Genomic DNA, 16,908 nt, shown 5'->3' with positions numbered 1-16,908 from the left:
GCTTCAAGTGCAGGAGTGAGGTCGCTGCGGGTGCTGCCCGCACGACCTCGGAGTGAGGAGTGCAGTGGCAGGAAAGGCCCGCGTACACGAGCTTGCCAAAGAGCTCGGGGTCGAAAGCAAGACCGTTCTCGCCAAGCTCAAGGAGATGGGCGAGTTCGTGAAGTCCGCATCCAGCACCGTCGAGGCGCCTGTCGCCCGACGTCTGCGTAGCGCCTTCGTAGCCGGTTCGTCGGCGCCTGCCGGCCCGCCGGCTGCCGCGCCCAGCGGTCCGGCGCCGACCCCGACGCCCACCCCGACCCCGGGTGCCCCCCGGGTCTCGGCCCGGCCGATGCCGCCCCGGCGTCAGGCCGCGCCGACCCCTGGACCGAAGCCCAAGGGCCCGGTCCCCGGCCCGCCGCAGCCGGCGACCCCGGTCGCCAAGCCGGCGAGCGCGCACGACATCGAAGTGGCGGCCGCCGAAGCGCGTGCCGCCGCGCTCAAGGCTGAGCAGGAGGCCGCGGTCAAGGCCGCCCAGGCCGCCCGCCAGCAGCAGCGCGAGACCGTACGCCGGGAGCCTCCGGCCGAGGGCGCTGCCCGTCCCGGCCCGCGTCCCGGTCCGAACGCCATGCCGCCGCGTCCGGGTTCCCCGGCCGCCGGTCGTCCCGGCGGTCCGGGCCAGGGCCAGGGCCCCGGTGCCCGGCCCGGCGGTCGTCCGCCGGCGCGTGGCGCCGGTAACAACCCGTTCGGCATCCAGGGTGGCCAGCAGCGGCCTCCGGCCGCCGGTGCGGGCGGTCCCCGTCCCAGCCCGGCCGGCATGCCGCCGCGGCCCAGCCCGGCGTCGATGCCGCCGCGGCCGAGCCCGGCCTCCATGCCGAGCCAGCGCCCGACCACCGGCCGCCCCGGCGGCCCCGGTGGCGGTCGTGGCGGACCCGGTGGAGGCGCCGGTCGTCCCGGCGGTCCCGGCGGCGGTGGCGGTGGCTACCGCGGCGGACCCGGTGGTGGTGGCGGCGGTGGCGGTGGCTACCGCGGCGGTCCCGGTGGTGGCGGCGGTGGCGGTGGCTACCGTGGCGGTCCCGGTGGCGGCGGCGGTGGCGGCGCTCCCGGCGGTGGTTTCCGTCCGGGTGGTCCGGTCGGCGGTGGCCGTCCCGGCGGCGGCGGTCGTGGTCGTGGCGGTGGCGCGGCGGGTGCCTTCGGGCGTCCGGGCGGCCGGCCGACCCGCGGTCGCAAGTCCAAGAAGCAGCGCAGACAGGAGTTCGACAACCTGTCGGCCCCGACCATGTCCTCGGGCGCGCCCCGCGGTCAGGGTCAGGTCGTCCGGTTGTCCCGTGGCGCCTCGCTGTCGGACTTCGCCGACAAGATCAACGCCAACCCGGGTTCGCTGGTCCAGGAGATGTTCAACCTGGGCGAGATGGTGACGGCGACCCAGTCGTGCTCCGACGAGACCCTGCAGCTGCTGGGTGAGCACCTCGGCTTCGACGTGCAGATCGTCAGCCCGGAGGACGAGGACCGCGAGCTGCTCGCGCAGTTCAACATCGACCTCGACGCCGAGGTCGCGGAGGACCGCCTGGTCAGCCGTGCGCCGGTGGTGACCGTCATGGGTCACGTCGACCACGGTAAGACCAAGCTGCTCGACGCGATCCGCAAGGCGAACGTGGTGGCCGGCGAGGCGGGTGGCATCACCCAGCACATCGGCGCCTACCAGGTCCACGTCCCGCACGAGGGCGAGGACCGCGCGGTGACGTTCATCGACACCCCGGGTCACGAGGCGTTCACCGCCATGCGTGCCCGTGGCGCCCAGGTCACGGACATCGTGATCCTGGTGGTGGCGGCGGACGACGGCGTGATGCCGCAGACCATCGAGGCGCTCAACCACGCCAAGGCGGCGGACGTGCCGATCGTGGTCGCGGTCAACAAGGTCGACAAGCCCGAGGCGAACCCGGACAAGGTCCGCCAGCAGCTGACCGAGTACGGCCTGGTCGCCGAGGAGTACGGCGGCGAGACCATGTTCGTCAACGTGGCGGCCAAGCCCGGCATCGGCATCGAGGAACTGCTCGAGGCCGTGCTGCTGACCGCCGACGCGTCGCTGGAGCTGACCGCTCCGATCGACGGGCCGGCGCAGGGTGTCGCCATCGAGGCGCACCTGGACAAGGGCCGTGGCGCGGTGGCGACCGTGCTGGTGCAGAAGGGCACCCTGCGTGCCGGTGACTCGATCGTCGCCGGTGGGGCGCACGGCCGCGTGCGGGCCATGCTGGACGAGAACGGCAAGCCGGTCGACTCGGCCGGTCCGGCCCGTCCGGTCATGGTGCTGGGTCTGACCACGGTGCCGGGTGCGGGTGACACCTTCCTGGCTGCCGAGGACGACCGCACCGTGCGGCAGATCGCCGAGCAGCGGCAGGCGCGGAGGCGGGCGGCTTCGTTCGCCAACTCCCGTGGCCGGGCCACTCTCGAGACGCTCATGGAGCAGCTCAAGGAGGGCGAGAAGACCTCGCTCAACCTGGTGCTCAAGGGCGACGTCTCCGGTTCGGTGGAGGCGCTCGAGGACGCGCTGTTCAACCTGGACATCCCGGAGGAGGTCCAGCTTCGGATCATCCACCGGGGCGTGGGCGCGATCACCGAGAGCGACGTCATGCTCGCGAGCGCCTCGTCCGAGGCGGTCACGATCATCGGCTTCAACGTGCGGGCCTCGAACAAGGTCCGCGAGATGGCCGACCGCGAGGGCGTGGAGATCCGGTACTACACCGTCATCTACCAGGCCATCGAGGAGATCGACGCCGCGCTCAAGGGTCTGCTCAAGCCGGAGTACGAGGAGGTCGAGCTGGGCACCGCGGAGATCCGCGACGTCTTCCGCTCGTCCAAGATCGGCAACATCTCCGGCTGTATCGTCCGGTCCGGTCTCATCCGCCGCAACGCCAAGGCGCGGCTGCTGCGGGACGGGGCGGTCGTGGCGGACAACCTCACGATCAGCTCCTTGAAGCGGTTCAAGGACGACGCGACCGAGGTCCGCGAGGGCTTCGAGTGTGGTCTGACGCTGGGCGGTTACAACAACGTCCAGGTCGGTGACGTCATCGAGACGTTCGAGATGCGCGAGAAGCCGCGCGCCTGAGAACCACGCGTACGACCGGCCGGCGGCCGGGGCCTTCGGGCCCCGGCCGTCGCCGTTTTCCCAGGCTGCGACAATCTGCGGCGTGATCGGGTATGCGCTGCTCCTCGCCCCCTCCGCCAACCGCGTCTACGCCGACGCGGCGGCCCGGCTGGCCCGCGCCGAACTGGCCGTGTTCGCCGGCTCCGGCGTGCTCGACGTGGCACCGGGCGACGCGGAGGTCACCCGGATCGGCGGGGTGGAGTACCTGACGTTCACCGCACCCGGACCCGGGCTCGGCGAGCGGGACCTGGCCCACCTGGCGAACCTGTCGGCGGCGTACGCGCTGTTCGAGCGGGTGGGCGACGACCTGCTGCGGCCGGTGCCGTTGCGTCCGCTGGCCCGGTACGACTCCGACCTGATCACCATCCCGAAGTACGCCGGCAAGACGAACGAGCAGTTCACCCGGCTGCTGCTCAACGTCACGGTGCTCGCCTCCGCCTCGGCGCCGCGGATGCTGGACGGGCCGCTGGTGGTGCTGGACCCGCTCTGCGGCCGGGGCACCACGCTCAACCAGGCGCTCATGTACGGCTACGACGGCATCGGCATTGAGCGTGACAGTCAGGACGTGGAGGCGTACGCGGCGTTCCTGCGCACCTGGCTGCGCCGCAAGCGGCTCAAGCACACCGCCGAGTCGACGTCGGTGCGCCGGGACCGCAAGCTGGTGGCCCGCCGCTTCGAGGCCGTCGTCGCACCGTCGCGGGACGAGCACCGGGCCGGGGCCACCCAGCGCGTCACTGTGCTGAACACCGACACCACCCGGGCCCGCGAGGCGCTGCGTGCCCGCTGCGCGGACGTGATCGTCACCGACGCGCCGTACGGGGTGGCGCACGGCAGCCGTACCGGCCAGGGACTGTCCCGCAGCCCGCTGGAGCTGCTCACCGCCGCCGTGCCGGTGTGGCGGGAGCTGCTGCGTCCGGGCGGGGCGCTGGGGCTGTCCTGGAACACCCACGTGGCCCCGCGGGCGCAGGCGGAGGCGGTGCTGGCCGACGCGGGGCTGCGCGTGCTCGACGGCCCCGGCTTCGGTGACTTCGCCCACCGGGTCGACCAGGCGATCGAGCGGGACGTGCTGGTGGCGGTCGCGCCTTAATCGCGTGCCCGGGGTGTGCGGCAGGCGTACCGTTGCTCGCCGTGTATACCGGAACCGCGCTGTTCGACCTGTTGCTCCCGGGTGATTCCCGGTCCCTGAAGGCCAAGCGGTCCTACGTCCGGCCGATCGTCGCCGCGTTGCGCAAGTTCGAGGTCTCCGCCGCCGAGGTGGGCGCGTTGGACCTGCACGGGCGGGCCGAGATCGGGGTGGCCGTGGTGGCCGCCGAGCCGGCCCACGTCCGCGAGGTGCTCGACTCCTGCGAGCGCCTGATCGCCGCCCGCCCGGAGACCGAGCTGCTGTCGGTGCGCCGTCGCCTGCACGGTGAGGACGACTGAACGGCGCGTCGCGCGGCAGTCCGCCCGTGCCGCGTGAGGTCCGGTGGGACGCGGGTAGTGTTCTTCTGCGTTGGGCGGTCGGACCCGGCGGCGCCGACGCGCCCGCCGTCTCCGGCCGACGGTCCGGGTCGTACGCCGATCCGGCGCCGTCATCGGTACAGGTGATCCCGGAGGTGGGGACATGACGGATCAGGCCAAGGTTCGCCGGCACGCGGAGCGCATCCGGGAACTGGTCGCGTCGTTGGTGCGGAGCCAGATCAAGGACCCCCGGCTCGGCATGATCACGATCACCGACGCCCGGATCACGGCCGACCTGCGTGACGCCACCGTCTTCTACACCGTGCTCGGTGACGCGACGGCCCAGGCGAGCACCGCCGCCGCGCTGGAGAGCGCCAAGGGCATGCTGCGCAGCACCGTCGGCAAGGCGCTCGGGCTGCGGCACTCGCCGACGCTGACGTTCGTCCTCGACGACGTGCAGGACCAGGTCAAGCACATCGACGACCTGCTGGCCGCCGCGCGGACCGCCGACGCCGAGGTGCAGCGGCTGGCCGCCCGGGCCTCGTACGCGGGCGACGCCCAGCCGTACCGGGTCGAGGAGGACGACGAGGACGCCGCCGGGGACGACGAGCCGGCCGCCGACGACGAGCCGCGCGACGGCGACCGCCGGTGACCGAGGTCGCCGCAGTGGATCGTGCGCCGGCCGGCCCGGCCGAAGCCGAGTGGGCGGCGGCCGTCGCGGCGGTACGCGATCTTCCGGCCGACGCGCGGGTGCTGCTGATCTGCCACGTGAACCCGGACGGGGACGCGCTGGGCAGCATGCTCGGCTTCGGGCTGGGTCTGCGCCGGCTCGGCGTACGCGATCTCCAGGCCACCTTCCCCGGCCCGGCCGAGGTGCCCGAGCCGTTCCGCTGGATGCCCGGCGTGGAGCTGCTGGTGCCGCAGGACGACACGTACCCCGATCCGGATCTGGTGATCTGCTTCGACGCGGCGAGCGAGTCGCGGCTGGGTGACCTGGCGGGCCGGCTGGCCACGGCGGGCGCGTCGCTGGTGCTGGACCACCACGCCTCGAACACCGGCTTCGGGCGGATCAACCTGGTCGACCCGCACGCCGCCGCCACCTCCGTGGTCGCGCTGGAGCTGCTGGACCGGCTCGGCGTGACGCTGGACGCGGAGATGGCGACCGGGCTTTACGTCGCGCTGACCACCGACACCGGCTCGTTCCGCTTCGAGGCGACCACGCCGGCCGTGCACGAGATGGCCGCCCGCCTGGTGGCCACCGGCATCCGGCCCGGCGACATCTCCCGGCGGGTCTTCGACACCCGCCCGTTCGGCGCCGTGCGCCTCTTCGGCGAGGTGCTCGGCCGGGCCACGCTGGAACCGGCGGCCGCCGCCGGGCACGGGCTCGTCTGGACGTACGCCACCCGCGACGACCTGGCCCGCCACGACCAGCCGGCGTACGTGCTGGAGGCGCTCATCGACTCGGTCCGGTGCACCGAGGAGGCGGACGTGAGCTGCGTGGTCAAGCAGTCGGGCGAGGCCGAGTGGGCGGTGTCGCTGCGCAGCAAGGGCGCGGTGGACGTGAGCCGGGTGGCGGTGGCGCTGGGTGGGGGCGGGCACCGGTTCGCCGCCGGTTTCACCGGGCGGGGCGGGCTCGACGAGCTGGTCGGGCAGATCCGGGCCGAACTCGCCACCGCGACGCTGATCGCCCCTTAGAAACGGAATTGTGCCGAGATTTCCGCCGCGCCGAGGTGCGGCGGCGATCGGAAGTGTGAGCTGATCGGCGGCTTTTCCAGGGATTACGAGGCGTGCCAGCCTTTCCGCCGTGCGTGACGCTGGGGACAATCGGGTGATGGATCATTCCCGTGAGCTCACCGTCGAGGCGACCCGGGCCTGGGACCGGCCGGTCGTCTCCGTGCCGGTGCTGATCTGCTTGTCCCTGGTCGGCGGTCAGCTTCCGTCCTTCTCGACCGCGGCCAACCTCTACATCCTCACCACCGGTGGAGGGTTGATCTGGGTCGGCCTGAGCAACCGGGTGCCCCGTCGTCCGGCGCCGCGCCGACTGCCGTCGGTCGCGCTCTGGTGGCTGGTGCCGGTGACAGTCTTCGGGGTCTTCGAGGGGGCGACGTTCATGGCGGCGGCGGGTGACGACTTCCCCACCCTCTCCCGGCTGGCCGATCCGCTGCTGGAGGACAGCGTGATCCGTTCGGCGGCCTGGTTCGCGTGGCTGTCCACGTTCTGGGGACTGGTGCGCCGATGATGCGGGCACTGGCGATCGGCGGGTTCGGAGTCTCGATCGTGCTGTTCGCGGTCATCGAGTGGGCGGCGCGCCGGGAGGGGTCGCGGATCCCGTCGCTGGCCGACGTCTGCGCGTTCGTGATGCGGTACGAGGTGGGCCCGGTGCCGGTCGGGCGGATCGGCCTGTTCGGTTTCTGGTGGTGGCTGGGCTGGCACTTCCTGGCCCGCTGACGCGGCCGGCCGAGCCGGACGACGGCATTGATCTTCCGCATTTCGGGAACTGTGGGCAGCATCTGGAAAGTGAACGTTAATTTGGGTGAGGGCCGGCGCTTCGCGGCGCTGGTCACGGGCGGTGCTGCCGCACCCGGCCTCGCCTCCCTCCAGGGTCAGACCGACCCGGGCTCACGCTGCCAGACGAGCCGCTCCGGTGATCCCGGACCGCAGTCAGGCGCTCAGCCGCCGACGACTCCCGTCGCGGCGCGATCAGTGGTCGCGCCGAGCCGGAGCGCCGGGCGCCCGTAGGGCCACCGTGTCCCGGTGGTCCGCACCCTGGAAGGACCTCTGATGCCGAGCAAGCGCAAGCCGCAGACCGAGACCACCACCGACGAGGCGCGCGAGCAGATGCGTCGCGCGCTGCAGACCTCGATGGACACCCGTCAGTGACGTACGCCGTCCGGCGGTGACGCCGGCCGGTCCGGGAGCTACATCCCGGCCCCACGCCGACGTCACCGCCGCGCGGGAACCCGCTCCCGCGCTACCGTCGCCCGGTGCGACGCATCCTCGTGACCGGCAGCTCCGGCGCCGGCAAGAGCACTGTCGCCGGTGACCTGGCCCGGCGACTCGACCTGCCGCTGATCCACCTCGACCGGCACTACTGGCGCCCCGGCTGGACCGCTCCCACCGTCGACGACTTCCGCGCCGAGGTGGCCGCGCTCGCCGCCCGCCCGGCCTGGGTCATGGACGGCAACTATGCGAGCACGCTCGACCTGCGGCTGCCCCGCGCCGACCTGCTGGTGCTCTGCGACACCTCCCGGCCCCGCTGCCTGATCCGGATCGTCCGCCGCCGGTGGGCGCACCGAAGGCTGCCCCGGCCCGACCTGCCCGAGGGCTGCCCGGAACGCCTCGATCTGGACTTCCTGCCCTACGTCTGGCGCTACCCCCGTGACTCCCGGCCCCGGGTCTTCGCCGCGCTCGCCGAGCACGCCCCGGCACTGCCGGTGCGCCGCCTGCGCGGGCGGCGGGACACCGCCCGCTTCCTGGCCGGTGTGGGTAAGTAGTCGCCCGCCTTGCGGACCTTACGCAGCGCGTGCCAGGATCGGCGTCGATGAGCACGACTGCCGCCCCCGCCAGCGCCGCCACACCCCGGCGGATCGCCGCGCTCGCGTTGCCCGCCCTCGTGGTGCTGGCCGCCGAGCCGCTCTACGTCCTGGTCGACACCGCGGTGGTCGGTCACCTCGGCCGGGTGCCGCTGGCCGCGCTCGCCGTCGGCGGCACCGTCATGACGCTCACCGCCTGGGTCGGCACCGTCGTCGCGTACGGCACCACCGGGCGCTCGGCCCGCCGATTCGGGGCGGGGGACCGGGCCGCCGCGGTGGCCGAGGGCGTGCAGGCGTCCTGGCTCGCACTGGCCACCGGAGTGCTGGTCGCGATCGCCATCGGGATCGGCGGGGGCGCGCTGGCGCGTACCCTCGTCGGCGGCCCCGGCGAGGTGGCCGACGCCGCCGCCGGATGGCTGCGGGTCGCGGCGCTCGGCGCGCCCGGCCTGCTGCTCGCCGCCGCCGGCAACGGCTGGCTGCGCGGCATCCAGGACACCCGCCGGCCGCTGCTGTTCGTGCTCGGCCCCAACCTGCTCTCGGCGGTGCTCTGCCCACTGCTCGTCTATCCGGCCGGGCTCGGGCTGGTCGGCTCGGCGGTGGCGAACGCGGTGGCGCAGACGCTCTCCGGCGTCCTGTTCGCCGGCGCGCTGGTGCGCGAGCGGGTCTCGCTGCGGCCCCGGCCCCGGGTGATCGGGCAGCAGCTCGTGCTCAGCCGCGACCTGCTGGTGCGCGGTGTCGCGTTCCAGGCCAGCTTCCTGTCCGCGACCGCCGTCGCGGCCCGCTTCGGCGCCGCCGCGGTCGGCGCGCACCAGATCGCCCTGCAACTGTGGTTCTTCACCGTGCTGGTGCTCGACGCCCTGGCCATCGCCGCGCAGTCGCTGGTCGGCGCCGCGCTCGGCGCCGGCGACGCGGCCGGCGCGCGGTTCCTGGCCCGCCGCGTCGCGCTGCTCGGCGGGCTGTGCGGCGTGGCGTTCGCGGTGCTCATCGCCGCCGGCGCCGGCGTGGTGCCGTCGTGGTTCAGCTCCGATCCGCAGGTACGCGAGCAGGCCATGACCGCCTGGCCCTGGTTCGTCGCGCTCCAGCCGATCGGCGGCGTGGTGTTCGCGCTCGACGGGGTGCTGATCGGCGCCGGCGACGTGCGCTACCTGCGCAACCTCACCATCGTGTGCGCGTTCGGCGGGTTCCTGCCGGCGATCTGGCTGGCCTACGGGCTCGAACTCGGGCTGGGCGGGATCTGGGCCGGGCTGACGCTGTTCGTGGTGCTGCGGCTGGTCGGCCTGCTGCTGCGGATGCGCTCGGGCGCGTGGGCGGTGGTCGGCGCGGTCCGCTGACGCCGGTCAGCAGGGCTTGAACGAGCCGGGACCGCCCATCCACGGCTCGACCACGAAGAAGCCCTCGTCCAGCCGGGAACAGTTGACGTTGTTCGTGCTCGCCTGCGCGGAGACGAGCCAGAGGCCGCGCTTCGCGGCCGGCAGTCCCTCCGAGTGGGGGACCTCCCAGACGACCCGGTCGCGGATGGCGGCGATCCCGGCCCGGCCCGGTGTCGTCCGTGGCACGTCGAACGCGTACATCCAGACGTACTCGGTGGTGATCCGCAGCATCGGCCGGCCGTCGTCGGCGGTGACGACCCGGTAGCGCATCTCACCGCGGACCCGGATCTCGTCCGCCCTGTCCTGCGAGCCGATCCGGGTCGCGTAGTTCAGGAACGACGAGTCCTCGAAGTCGGTACGCAGCTGAGCGCGTGCGGCGGGCGCCAGCAGCGCCAGGAACGGCTCCGTGTCGCCGAGGATCATGGACAGGTCGAGCCGGGCCTGGACCAGCGCGGCCCGGACCTGGGTCAGCGCCGCGGCCACCTCGCGGGCGGTGAACGGCGGTCGCGCCGTGGCCTGCGGCAGGACGATCCCGGCCTCGCCGATCGCGTAGTCCGCGCCGAGCGTGCCCGCGAACAGGTCACGCGGCTCGCCGACCTGGCTGAGCGGAACCGGCGACGGGCTGGCCTCGGCCGAGGCCGCGGCGGCGGTGCCGCCCCGCACCCGGTCGACGGTGACCCGGCCGACCACGGCCGTGCCGCCGATCAGCACCAGCGCCAGCACCACCACGAAGGCGACGTGACGCTTGCCGCGTTGCCGGGACCAGACCATGCGGAAGCGCTCGGCACGGGTCAGCGGAACGTCCGCGTCCGCGCCGGTCATCCAGCTCGGCAGCTGGATCTCCTCGCCCCGGGAGGCGACGGCGTAGGGATCCGGCTCGGGTCCGGTGGTCCCGGGTTCGGTGCTCATGCGGCGTTCCAGAGGGGTGCAGGGGCAGGGGGCGCATGATCATTGCACCCGGCCGCCGATCCCGCTGTCCCGTTTCCGTGCCGGTCAGATCCGCCCCTGCCGGATCGCCCACGCGAGGTAGAGCATGCCGACGACCAGCAGCGTCGCGGTCACCAGGACGAACACGAACGACCCGATCGCGGCCACCGCGGGATGCCGCTCGCCGAACCGGGTCCGGCCCTGCCAGGCCCACATCCGGCGGCGGGCCGCCGCCAGCGCCGGCACCCCGTCGACCAGGCCGGACAGGCGTCGGCCGAGGGTGCGGCGGGGCGGTTCCGGATTGCGCATCCAGTCCGGCAGGTCGACCCGGGCGCGGTGCGGCGGCGATCCGGGCGGGACGTCGCTCATCGGTGGCTCCTGTCGCGAGGCGGGGTGGCGTGGCGGGCCGGTCAGCAGGTGTCCGGCAGGTCGACGGTCTTGTCCGGGTCGAAGACCGCGTCCGGGTCCGGGTCGGCCGGCCCGCCGAACGAGGGCTTGCCGAGCGCGAGCAGCCCCTTGTCCAGCGCGGCACAGTCGATGTTGGAGGCGTACGAGTCGGCCCGCTCGATCCACAGCCCGGCGGAGGCGGCGGTCACGTCGGCCGGGTGCGGGCTGCTCCACTTCACCGTGTCGTGGACCACCACGACGCCGTCGCCCGGCGTGGGGCTGGTGGTGGGGAACGCGTACGCCCAGACGAAGTTCGTGGTCACCTCCAGGATGCGGATGCCGTCGCGGTCCTTCGTCGCCCGGTAGCTGATCCGGCCCTTGACCCGGGGCTGGTCGTCGGTGAGCCGGGCGCCGGGGGCGAGCCGGGTCGCGTAGGTGCCCGCCTCGCCGGTGGGGAAGTCGTCGCGCACACCGGCCCGCGCGTCCGGGGCGAACTGGCGGACCAGCCGCTCCGGGTCCTTCGCGGTGAAGAACGTGCGGTCCAGCCGGGCGGTGATCAGCGCCTTGCGTACCTTGGCCAGCGTGTCGGCCACCTGCTTCTCGCTGAACGCGCCGGTCCGCTTGGCCCGGGGCAGCGCGATCCCGGCCGCGCCCTCCGGGAACCCGGCCGCCGGGGTGCCGTCGAACGGGCCGGCGGCCGGTGGCGGCGAGGCCGACGAGGACGCCTGCTCACCGACCGGCAGGCTGACCGTCGGATGTTCGGCGGGCGGCTCGCGCCAGCGCTGGAAGCCCTGGTAGCCGAGGCCCCCGACGAGCCCGAAGAACGCGAGCAGCGCCAGCACGACCACGCCGCCGAGCAGCTTGCCGGAGTGCCCGCCGAGCGCGATCCGCAGGCGGTCGCCGCGAGTCGGCTCGACCTCGGGCGCGGGCTGGCGCATCCACTCGGGCACCCGTCCGAGCGTGTCCTCCGACGGGCGATCGGTGGCGCGGGGATCGGGGGCGGAACGGTGATCGGTCATCGGACTTCCCGGGCAGACGGGGCGGGGGCGCACGATCTTGACACCCCGCCGAAGCAGGGCGGTATCCCCCGCGGGGAGGATCGGCGCCGTCTGGCAGGCTTGGCGGTCGTGAGCACAGACGGTCTGATCGTGGTCGACAAGCCCGGCGGCATGACGTCGCACGACGTGGTGGCCCGCATCCGCCGGCTGGCCCGGACCCGCCGGGTGGGACACGGCGGCACGCTGGACCCGATGGCCACCGGCGTCCTCGTGATCGGGGTCGGCCGGGCGACCCGGCTGCTCACGTACGTGATCGGGGCCGGCAAGAGCTACGCCGCGACGATCCGGCTGGGCCAGTCCACTGTCACCGACGACGCCGAGGGCGAGGTGGTCGCGACCACACCGGCCGGCGCGGTCACCGACGACGGGGTACGCGCCGCGCTGGCCGCCCTCACCGGCGAGATCGACCAGGTGCCGAGCGCGGTCAGCGCCATCAAGATCAACGGTCAGCGGGCGTACAAGCGGGTCCGCGACGGCGAGGCGGTCGAGCTGCCCGCCCGCCGGGTCACCGTCTCCCGGCTGGACGTGCGGGACATCCGCCGCGACGCCCCGGACGTGGTGGACGTGGACGTGGACGTGACCTGCTCCTCCGGGACGTACATCCGGGCGCTGGCCCGCGACGCGGGGGCGGCGCTGGGCGTCGGCGGCCACCTCACCGCGCTGCGCCGCACCGCCGTCGGCGGGTTCACGCTCGCCGAGGCCGCCACGCTCGACCAGTTGGAGCAGCGCGCGCCGGACGTGGTGAACCTGCCGCTGGACGCCGCCGCCGCGCGGTTCTTCCCGCGTCGGGACGCCACCGTCGACGAGACCCGGGTGCTGTCCCACGGCGGGCCGCTGACCCCGGCCGGGATCACCGGGCCGTACGCGGTCTTCGACCCGGCGGGCGGACTGATCGCTATCGTCAGCGAGCGGGACGGTCGGGCCCGCGCGGAGATCGTGCTGGCCCCGGCCTGAACGGCGCGCGGGCGGACAGGGGGAGGAACGGCATGCAGCGGTGGCGGGGGTACGAGGCGGCGCCCGGCGGCTGGGGACGCTCGGTCGTCACCATCGGCGTCTTCGACGGCGTGCACCGGGGGCACCAGGCCACCATCGGGCACACCGTGGCGCGCGCCCGGGAACTGGGCGTCAAGTCGGTGGTGGTGACGTTCGACCCGCACCCGGCCGAGGTGGTGCGCCCGGGCTCGCACCCGGCGGTGCTCACCGAGCCGGCCCGCAAGGCCGAGCTGATCGAGGCGCTCGGCGTGGACGTGCTCTGCGTGGTGCCGTTCACGGTCGAGTTCTCCCGGCTGCCACCCGAGGCGTTCGTGCACGACGTCCTGGTCGAGCACCTGCACGCCGCGCTCGTGGTGGTCGGCGACAACTTCCGGTTCGGGCACCGGGCGGCCGGTGACGTGCCGCTGCTGGAACGGCTCGGCCGCACCTTCGGGTTCGCCGTGGAGGGCGCGCCGCTCGTCGCCGAGGCGGGGACCGTCTTCTCCTCCACGTACATCAGGTCCTGCGTCGACGCGGGCGACGTGGGCGCGGCGGCGGCGGCGCTCGGCCGCCCGCACCGGGTCGAGGGCGTGGTGGTCCGCGGCGACCAGCGCGGACGTGAGCTGGGTTACCCCACCGCCAACCTGCTGACCCACAGGTACGCGGCGGTAGCCGCCGACGGGGTGTACGCGGCCCGCCTGGTGCGCCGCGACGGCGAACCGCTCGCCGCGGCGGTGTCGATCGGCACCAACCCGACGTTCTCCGGCCGGGAGCGGCGGGTGGAGGCGTACGCGCTGGACTTCACCGGCGACCTGTACGGCGAGCGGCTGGCCCTGGACTTCGTGGCGCACCTGCGCGAGCAGCGGACGTACGACGCGATCGAGCCGCTGGTGGCCCAGATCGCCGAGGACGTGGAGCGCACCCGCCGGGCGGTGTCCTGACCCGCGCGGGAGACCTTGACCGGCCGTCCGGACCGAGGGCTGGTAGGCTGGCGGAGACGTCGGCTGACCGACGGGGGCCTCGCGTGCCTGCACGACGCCGCGGGTGCGAGGAACCGGTCCGTTGCACCGGTCACCACGACCGCTCCGGACCTCATCGAATGACCCACGAAACAGGGAGAACATGGCGCTCGACCAGGAAGCCAAGGCCAAGATCCGCCAGGAGTACGCGACCGCCGAGGGCGACACCGGCTCGCCCGAGGTGCAGGTCGCGGTCCTGACCAAGCGGATCGCGGAGCTCACCGAGCACCTGAAGGTGCACAAGCACGACCACCACAGCCGCCGTGGGCTGCTGCTGCTGGTCGGCCGGCGCCGCCGGCTGCTGAACTACGTCCAGAAGAAGGACATCAACCGCTACCGGTCGCTCATCGAGCGACTCGGCCTGCGCCGATGACCTGACGGGGGAGTGGCCGCCTGGCCGCTCCCCCGTTGCAGTACCACCGAAGAACCCGGCCGCGCGACACCCGAAGAGGGAGCCGGTCAGCACCGGTCTCCGGTAGTGGCCCCCGGGAACCCCGGCAAGACGCCGGCCTCCCCGGGCGCTTCGATCGAAGACCGGCCGCCTGAGCAGTTCCCGTGTCGTCGGCCGACGACGCGAAGGAGCACCACAGCACATGACCGAGACCAACCTCGGCACCGAATCCCGCACCGCGGTGATCGACAACGGGGCCTTCGGCACCCGCGAGATCACCTTCTCCACCGGCCGCCTGGCCCGCCAGGCCGCCGGCTCCGTCGTCGCCCAGCTCGGCGAGACGGTCGTCCTCTCCGCCACCACGGCCGGCAAGCAGCCGCGCGAGTCGTTCGACTTCTTCCCGCTGACCGTGGACGTCGAGGAGCGGATGTACGCCGCGGGCCGGATCCCCGGCTCGTTCTTCCGCCGTGAGGGCCGGCCGAGCGAGGACGCCATCCTCACCTGCCGCCTGATCGACCGGCCGCTGCGCCCGTCGTTCGTCAAGGGCCTGCGTAACGAGGTCCAGGTCGTCGAGACCATCCTCGCGCTCGACCCGCAGCACCCGTACGACGTCGTGGCGATCAACGCCGCGTCGATGTCGACCAAGCTCTCCGGCCTGCCGTTCTCCGGCCCGATCGGCGCGACCCGAGTCGCGAACGTCGACGGCCAGTGGGTCGCCTTCCCGACCCTGGAGGAGCTGGAGCGGGCCACCTTCGACATGGTCGTGGCCGGCCGCACCCTGGCCGACGGCGAGGTCGCGATCATGATGGTCGAGGCCGAGGCCACCCCGAACGCCGTGGCCCTGATCTCGGGCGGCGCCACCGCGCCGACCGAGGAGATCGTGGCCAGCGGCCTGGAGGCCGCCAAGCCGGCAATCCGCGAGCTGTGCCGGGCGCAGAGCGAGCTGGCCGAGGTGGCCGCCAAGCCGGTCGCCGAGTTCCCGATCTTCCTGGACTACCAGGACGACGTGTACGACGCGGTGGCCGACGTGGCCCGCGCCGACGTCGCCGAGGCGCTGAAGATCGCCGGCAAGGCCGACCGCGAGGAGGCCCTGGACCGCATCAAGGCCAAGGTCGCCGAGGAGCTGACCGGCCGCTTCGAGGGCCGCGAGAAGGAGCTCTCCGCCGCGTTCCGTTCGCTGACCAAGTCCGAGGTCCGCAACCGGGTGCTGCGCGAGCAGGTCCGCATCGACGGCCGCGGCCCGCGTGACATCCGTCCGCTGACCGCCGAGGTCGGCGTGCTGCCGCGGGTGCACGGCTCGGCGCTGTTCGAGCGCGGCGAGACCCAGATCCTGGGCGTCACCACGCTGAACATGCTGCGCATGGAGCAGATGGTGGACACGCTGTCCCCGGAGAACCGCAAGCGCTACATGCACAACTACAACTTCCCGCCGTACTCGACCGGTGAGACCGGCCGGGTCGGCTCGCCGAAGCGGCGCGAGATCGGCCACGGCGCGCTCGCCGAGCGGGCGCTGATCCCGGTGCTGCCCTCGCGCGAGGAGTTCCCGTACGCCATCCGGCAGGTCTCCGAGGCGCTCGGCTCCAACGGCTCCACCTCGATGGGTTCGGTCTGCGCCTCGACGCTGGGCCTGCTCTCGGCCGGTGTGCCGCTGAAGGCGCCGGTCGCCGGCATCGCCATGGGCCTCATCTCCGACGAGGTCGACGGCAAGACCCAGTACGTGACGCTGACCGACATCCTCGGCGCCGAGGACGCGTTCGGCGACATGGACTTCAAGGTCGCCGGCACCCGGGACTTCGTCACCGCGCTGCAGCTCGACACCAAGCTGGACGGCATCCCGTCGGACGTGCTGGCCGCCGCGCTCCAGCAGGCGCACGAGGCCCGACAGACCATCCTCGACGTGATGCAGCGCGCCATCGAGGCGCCGGCTGAGATGTCGGACTACGCGCCGCGGGTCACCACCGTGAAGATCCCGGTCGACAAGATCGGCATGGTGATCGGCCCGAAGGGCCAGACCATCAACGCGATCCAGGACGAGACCGGCGCCGAGATCTCCATCGAGGACGACGGCACGATCTACGTCGGCGCGACCAACGGCCCGGCTGCCCAGGCGGCGGTCGAGCGGATCAACGGGATCGCCAACCCGACGCTGCCCAAGGTCGGCGAGCGGTTCCTCGGCACCGTGGTGAAGACCGCCGCGTTCGGCGCCTTCATCTCGCTGCTGCCCGGCCGCGACGGCCTGCTGCACATCTCCAAGGTGGGCGACGGCAAGCGGGTCGAGAAGGTCGAGGACTTCCTCAACGTCGGGGACAAGGTCGAGGTGGAGATCGCGGACATCGACGCCCGCGGCAAGATCTACCTGGACAAGATCCGTCCGGAGGGCGCCGAGGCGCCGGCCGCCGGTGAGGCCGCCGGTGGCGACCGTCCGTCGGGCCGGGACCGCGGCGGCGACCGCGGCCCGCGTGACCGGGGTGACCGGGAGCGCGGCGAGCGTCGCTCCGAGGGTGGCGAGCGTCGCTCCGAGGGCGGCGAGCGCCGCTCCGAGGGTGGCGAGCGCCGCTCCGAGGGTGGCGAGGGCGGCGGCGAGTCCCGTCCGCGTCGCCGGACCCGGCACAGCTGATCCACCGACCGGCCCGGGTGACGTCCGCGTCACCCGGGCCGGCCCACGGCTCCAGGTCGCCTGCGCGAACTGG

General features: G+C 73.5%; 16 protein-coding genes. 13 read left to right on the top strand and 3 right to left on the bottom strand.

Features of this window, described 5'->3' with window-relative positions:
• The first annotated feature begins 64 nt into the window (after window positions 1-64).
• The 9 genes from infB (at window position 65) to ACSDG8_RS10015 (ending at window position 9,425) form a co-directional block, all read left to right on the top strand.
• Window positions 65-3,082, top strand: coding sequence for a translation initiation factor IF-2 (gene infB, locus ACSDG8_RS10055; protein ID WP_210893256.1), 3,018 nt, complete (start codon window positions 65-67; stop codon window positions 3,080-3,082).
• Between the two features lie 82 nt (window positions 3,083-3,164).
• Window positions 3,165-4,208, top strand: coding sequence for a TRM11 family SAM-dependent methyltransferase (locus tag ACSDG8_RS10050; protein ID WP_210893254.1), 1,044 nt, complete (start codon window positions 3,165-3,167; stop codon window positions 4,206-4,208).
• A 41-nt stretch (window positions 4,209-4,249) separates the two neighbouring features.
• Entirely contained in the window at window positions 4,250-4,543 is a 294-nt protein-coding gene (locus ACSDG8_RS10045) for a DUF503 domain-containing protein (protein WP_030503420.1), read from the top strand.
• Window positions 4,544-4,724: 181 nt separating this feature from the next.
• Window positions 4,725-5,213: a 30S ribosome-binding factor RbfA gene (rbfA, locus tag ACSDG8_RS10040; RefSeq protein WP_210893252.1), complete on the top strand. Its 489-nt coding sequence runs from the start codon at window positions 4,725-4,727 to the stop codon at window positions 5,211-5,213.
• A complete protein-coding gene (locus ACSDG8_RS10035; protein ID WP_210893251.1) occupies window positions 5,210-6,256 on the top strand; it encodes a DHH family phosphoesterase in 1,047 nt (348 codons plus the stop codon). Before rbfA ends, ACSDG8_RS10035 begins: the two co-directional genes overlap by 4 nt.
• A 136-nt stretch (window positions 6,257-6,392) precedes the next feature.
• Window positions 6,393-6,800: a hypothetical protein gene (locus ACSDG8_RS10030; RefSeq protein WP_210893249.1), complete on the top strand. Its 408-nt coding sequence runs from the start codon at window positions 6,393-6,395 to the stop codon at window positions 6,798-6,800.
• Window positions 6,800-7,009, top strand: coding sequence for a DUF6186 family protein (locus ACSDG8_RS10025; RefSeq protein WP_030503416.1), 210 nt, complete (start codon window positions 6,800-6,802; stop codon window positions 7,007-7,009). The genes ACSDG8_RS10030 and ACSDG8_RS10025 overlap by 1 nt, the downstream gene beginning before the upstream one ends.
• A 536-nt stretch (window positions 7,010-7,545) precedes the next feature.
• Window positions 7,546-8,055, top strand: a complete 510-nt coding sequence (locus tag ACSDG8_RS10020) for an adenylate kinase (protein WP_307856198.1) — start codon at window positions 7,546-7,548, stop codon at window positions 8,053-8,055.
• Between the two features lie 47 nt (window positions 8,056-8,102).
• Entirely contained in the window at window positions 8,103-9,425 is a 1,323-nt protein-coding gene (locus tag ACSDG8_RS10015; protein WP_210893247.1) for an MATE family efflux transporter, read from the top strand.
• Between the two features lie 6 nt (window positions 9,426-9,431).
• On the opposite strand, the gene ACSDG8_RS10010 is transcribed toward ACSDG8_RS10015, so the two are convergent.
• The 3 genes from ACSDG8_RS10010 to ACSDG8_RS10000 form a co-directional block, all read right to left on the bottom strand.
• Complete coding sequence (locus ACSDG8_RS10010) at window positions 9,432-10,373, bottom strand: hypothetical protein (RefSeq protein ID WP_210893245.1); 942 nt, start codon at window positions 10,371-10,373, stop codon at window positions 9,432-9,434.
• Between the two features lie 84 nt (window positions 10,374-10,457).
• On the bottom strand, window positions 10,458-10,760 hold the full coding sequence (locus ACSDG8_RS10005; RefSeq protein ID WP_210893243.1) for a hypothetical protein: 303 nt from the start codon (window positions 10,758-10,760) through the stop codon (window positions 10,458-10,460).
• A gap of 41 nt (window positions 10,761-10,801) precedes the next feature.
• Window positions 10,802-11,797, bottom strand: a complete 996-nt coding sequence (locus ACSDG8_RS10000) for a hypothetical protein (protein WP_439427835.1) — start codon at window positions 11,795-11,797, stop codon at window positions 10,802-10,804.
• A 108-nt stretch (window positions 11,798-11,905) separates the two neighbouring features.
• Between ACSDG8_RS10000 and truB the strand changes: the two genes are divergently transcribed.
• The 4 genes from truB to ACSDG8_RS09980 all read left to right on the top strand — a co-directional run bounded on the left by truB (window position 11,906) and on the right by ACSDG8_RS09980 (window position 16,835).
• Window positions 11,906-12,790, top strand: a complete 885-nt coding sequence (truB, locus tag ACSDG8_RS09995) for a tRNA pseudouridine(55) synthase TruB (protein ID WP_439427834.1) — start codon at window positions 11,906-11,908, stop codon at window positions 12,788-12,790.
• Window positions 12,791-12,822: 32 nt separating this feature from the next.
• Window positions 12,823-13,749: a bifunctional riboflavin kinase/FAD synthetase gene (locus ACSDG8_RS09990; RefSeq protein WP_439427833.1), complete on the top strand. Its 927-nt coding sequence runs from the start codon at window positions 12,823-12,825 to the stop codon at window positions 13,747-13,749.
• A 181-nt stretch (window positions 13,750-13,930) separates the two neighbouring features.
• The gene (gene rpsO / locus ACSDG8_RS09985; RefSeq protein WP_013284678.1) at window positions 13,931-14,200 is read left to right on the top strand and encodes a 30S ribosomal protein S15; all 270 of its coding nucleotides are present in this window, start codon (window positions 13,931-13,933) and stop codon (window positions 14,198-14,200) included.
• A gap of 220 nt (window positions 14,201-14,420) precedes the next feature.
• A complete protein-coding gene (locus ACSDG8_RS09980) occupies window positions 14,421-16,835 on the top strand; it encodes a polyribonucleotide nucleotidyltransferase (RefSeq protein WP_439427832.1) in 2,415 nt (804 codons plus the stop codon).
• The last annotated feature ends 73 nt before the right edge of the window (window positions 16,836-16,908 follow it).

Origin of the sequence: Micromonospora sp. LA-10 (assembly GCF_051853095.1) — a bacterium.
In the GTDB taxonomy this organism is placed as follows: Bacteria; Actinomycetota; Actinomycetes; order Mycobacteriales; family Micromonosporaceae; genus Micromonospora; species Micromonospora echinospora_A.
Note: the sequence above shows the minus strand (reverse complement) of the source record. Positions and strands in the feature narration are given on the sequence as shown.